This window comes from Micromonospora maritima (assembly GCF_902825405.1).
GTDB classification, from domain to species: domain Bacteria; phylum Actinomycetota; class Actinomycetes; order Mycobacteriales; family Micromonosporaceae; genus Micromonospora; species Micromonospora maritima.
In genome coordinates this window covers 1-2,054 of record NZ_CADEAU010000738.1, presented here as the reverse complement: position 1 = coordinate 2,054, position 2,054 = coordinate 1, and the positions used below count along the sequence as shown (strand labels likewise).

Here is a 2,054-nt window from a genome sequence, read left to right as displayed (position 1 = left end):
CCGCCAGGCGCGTGGCCCACGAGCTGGCAGCCAGCCCGAAGGCCGCGTACCGGCCGACCCGGTGGGCGCGCATGGCGCGCAGCCGGCGGTCGGTGGCGGCCCGCAGCCGCTCCGAGGACTGCGCCGCGCGGGCCCAGGACTTGTCCCAGGCCCGCCGGGCGGTGTCCTTGCCGAGCCCGAGGGCGTCCTTGACGCCCTCGGTGATGACGGCAGCCATGACGAAGCAGAGGAGGAACGGCATCGCGGTCAGCCGAACAGGTTGGCGTTCAGGTTGCCCTGGATGCCGTTGATGAACGAGAACAGGTTGTGCAGCCCCTGGCCGACGTTGCCGCCCAGGCCCACCGACCACGACGGCAGCAGCACCGCGCAGACGCAGGCCGGGATGTTCGGCGTCCGGTCCGCGCCGACGTCCTTGCCGAGGATCAGCAGCATGATGATCACCGGCGGCCACGCCAGCAGCGGGTGGAAGCCGGCGATGCCGGTGGCCCACCCGCCGAGGAAGTTGTCCACCATCGACGCGCCGGCCAGGACCGCGCCGGCGAACGACAGCCACAGGTAGCCCTTGGTCCAGCGGTCCTTGCCTCGGCTGATCTTCGGCCCGTAGTGCTGGCCGCCGATGCAGAGCGTCAGCCAGACCAGGAAGCCGCTCGTGAGAACCATGATCGAGTCCTTCCAGTGTCGAGGTCGGCGTCACCGGCGGTGGCGCCTCGTTCTGGCCCTTGGCGGCCACCCCCGCCGTCCGGACCGGGCGGGCCCGGACGGCGAGAGAAGAAGCCAGGAGCGATTCAGGCCAGCCAGACGGCGGCCAGGCCGACGAGCGCGCCGTCGACGACGACAGCCCTCGCCGGGTTCTGCTGCGCGGCGGCCAGGCCGTAGAACAGCAGCGTCAGCGGCAGCGCCACGACCGCCATGAAGACCCGGTACAGCGCCTTCAGCAGCGCGTTGTCACCCGGCACGCTCGGGTTGCGCACCCGGTCGAGCAGCTTGTGCACCGGCGTCGGCGCGAGGGCGAACAGCCATGCCTGCCGCACCTGCTCGGCGACCGCCTGGGAGGCGTTGCCACGCTTGGTCACTTCCCCCGACGCCTTGATCACCACGTCCGAGCTGCGGTGATCATCGGCGTGGGCATCCCCGGCGTTGCCATGTGGCATTGCCATCGCCTGCTCAGCGGTGTCGAGCACGACCCCTCCTCTCCTCCGAACGCCCGGCGACCCGGGCGACCCAGCTACCCACCCGGGCCTTACCCCGGCGGACCTTGATCTCGTTGACGTCCATCTCGTAGTTGTTCGGGTCGGCGGTCTCGTCGCGCTCGTTGCGCTGGGCCACGCCGGCGAGGATGTCGGTGATCTCGCGGGCGCTGCCCAGGGCGAACTCGACGATGAACTCCCTGCCGTGCCGACGCCCCCGGTAGTAGGGCTGCACGAAGTACGCCCGGCGCTCGCCGAGCAGCTCGTCCCTCGCGCGCTCCTCGTCGTGGTCCACTCTCGATCTCTCTCCTCTATGTTTTCGCAGCTCAGGCGCGGTATCGGCGCAGCGTGTAGGTCGTGGCGGCGACCAGGTAGACCGCGTGCGCCGCGCTGAGCGCCACTGCTGCCACGGTCAGCGGGTTCCATCCCCGGTGGGCGACCGCGCCGACTCCGATGACCGCCGCGAGCGCCCAGAACACCCAGAGCGCCAGCACGGCCCGCCGGGCCCGCCGTGGCATTGCCATCGCCGTTTCCATCTCCCTCTTCTCCTCGTGTTTTCGCAGGTCAGGCGGCCTGCTGGCGCCGCTCGCGCAGAGCCTTCAGCGCGTTGTCGATGGTCTTGTTGCTGGTCCAGGAGAACCGCAACTGGACCCCCTTGCCGAGCAGCTCCTGCGCCTTGGCGATCACGACCCTGCGGGACGGGATCGTGTCGGGGAACATCGCCGACAGCTCGTCGATGCGGGCCTCGTGCTCGCTCCGGGCGGCCCCCAGGTCCTTGACCCCGGCCCCCTGGCCCCCCGCGCCGGGGGCCGCGGGGCCACCGGCCGGGTTGGCCTCCACGCGGGGGCCGGTGGCCTCCGGGGAGGC

Annotated in this window: 6 protein-coding genes; all 6 read right to left on the bottom strand. The window is 71.5% G+C overall.

The annotated features are described in order from the left end of the window. The coding region (locus HUW36_RS31720) for a hypothetical protein (protein ID WP_174531433.1) at window positions 1-241 on the bottom strand (241 nt) is incomplete at its 3' end. Between the two features lie 5 nt (window positions 242-246). Then, window positions 247-660 carry a hypothetical protein gene (locus tag HUW36_RS31715; RefSeq protein WP_174531432.1) on the bottom strand — a complete coding sequence of 138 codons (414 nt, stop codon included), beginning with the start codon at window positions 658-660 and terminating at the stop codon, window positions 247-249. Between the two features lie 125 nt (window positions 661-785). After that, window positions 786-1,181 (bottom strand): hypothetical protein, encoded by a 396-nt coding sequence (locus tag HUW36_RS31710; RefSeq protein ID WP_174531431.1) that lies wholly within the window; start codon window positions 1,179-1,181, stop codon window positions 786-788. Then, window positions 1,165-1,482, bottom strand: coding sequence for a hypothetical protein (locus tag HUW36_RS31705; protein WP_174531430.1), 318 nt, complete (start codon window positions 1,480-1,482; stop codon window positions 1,165-1,167). Before HUW36_RS31705 ends, HUW36_RS31710 begins: the two co-directional genes overlap by 17 nt. 31 nt (window positions 1,483-1,513) lie before the next feature. Further along, the gene (locus HUW36_RS31700) at window positions 1,514-1,711 is read right to left on the bottom strand and encodes a hypothetical protein (protein ID WP_174531429.1); all 198 of its coding nucleotides are present in this window, start codon (window positions 1,709-1,711) and stop codon (window positions 1,514-1,516) included. 40 nt (window positions 1,712-1,751) lie between these two features. Then, a partial coding sequence (locus HUW36_RS31695; RefSeq protein ID WP_174531428.1) for a hypothetical protein occupies window positions 1,752-2,054 on the bottom strand: 303 nt, incomplete at its 5' end.

What these genes read in the sequence shown, in the direction of transcription:
- HUW36_RS31700 (WP_174531429.1), bottom strand. Translation starts at nt 1,711, where the DNA reads ATGGCAATGCCACGGCGGGCCCGGCGGGCCGTGCTGGCGCTCTGGGTG.
- HUW36_RS31715 (WP_174531432.1), bottom strand. Translation starts at nt 660, where the DNA reads ATGGTTCTCACGAGCGGCTTCCTGGTCTGGCTGACGCTCTGCATCGGC.